We start from the raw sequence: 973 nt of genomic DNA, 5'->3' as shown, positions 1-973 counted from the left end.
TGTGTATAAGAGACAGGTCTGGACCCGTGACGCCCTGCGCCCCATGCCCAAGGGCCACGTCATGGGCGTCCCCGGTGACCCGGCGGCCCTCAGCGGCCTGCTCTCCCCCGAGGGCCTGGCCCGCATCGCCGAGGAACGCGAGCTCACCCCGACCGCCGTCGGCGACGACGTCGCGGTCGGCGCCTACGTCGCCGACCGGCTCGGCCGCGAGGTCGTCGACCGGCTCGTGGAGCCGCTGCTCGGCGGGGTGTACGCGGGCGACGCCTACCGGATCTCGATGCGGGCCGCCGTACCGCAGCTCTTCGAGGCGGCCCGGGAGGGCGGCTCGCTCCTCGACGGCGTCCTGCGCATCCAGGAGAGGGCCGCCGCCCGGCAGCAGACGGGACCGGTCTTCCAGGGCATCGCCGGCGGCATCGGTACGCTGCCGGGCGCCGTGGCCGACGCCGTACGGGCGGGAGGGGCCGAGATCCGGACCGGGACCCCCGTCCTGGGCCTCACCCGTGGCGGGCGGGGCTGGGACGTGCGCACCGAGACCGGGGTGATCGCCGCCGACGGCGTGGTGATGGCCGCGCCGGCCTGGTCCGCCTCCACCCTGCTCGCCGCCGAGTGCCCGGCCGCCTCCGTCGAGCTGGCCGCCGTCGAGTACGCCTCGATGGCCCTGGTCACCCTGGCCTTCCGGCGCTCCGACGTCGAGGGCACCGAGGCGCTCGCGGGCCGCTCCGGCTTCCTCGTGCCGCCGGTCGACGGGCGTGCCATCAAGGCGTCCACCTTCTCCAGCAACAAGTGGCGCTGGGTAGCCGAGGCGGCTCCGGACCTCTTCGTGCTGCGCACCTCGGTCGGCCGCTACGGCGAGGAGGACCATCTGCACCGCGAGGACTCCGAACTGGTCGCGGTGTCGCTGCGGGCCCTCGCGGAGGCGACCGGGCTGGCGGCCCGGCCCGTGGACACCGTGGTCACCCGGTGGATCGGCGGG

1 protein-coding gene is annotated in these 973 nt (G+C 75.6%); it reads left to right on the top strand.

Translation table 11 applies throughout. From position 1 onward, the window contains the following. Positions 1-973: protoporphyrinogen oxidase (gene hemG, locus IH13_RS0119815; RefSeq protein ID WP_063837466.1), on the top strand; the 973-nt coding region annotated here is incomplete at both ends.

Source organism: Streptomyces sp. NRRL WC-3549 (assembly GCF_000721935.1).
In the GTDB taxonomy this organism is placed as follows: Bacteria; Actinomycetota; Actinomycetes; order Streptomycetales; family Streptomycetaceae; genus Streptomyces.
This window is presented reverse-complemented; position numbering and strand designations above follow the sequence as displayed.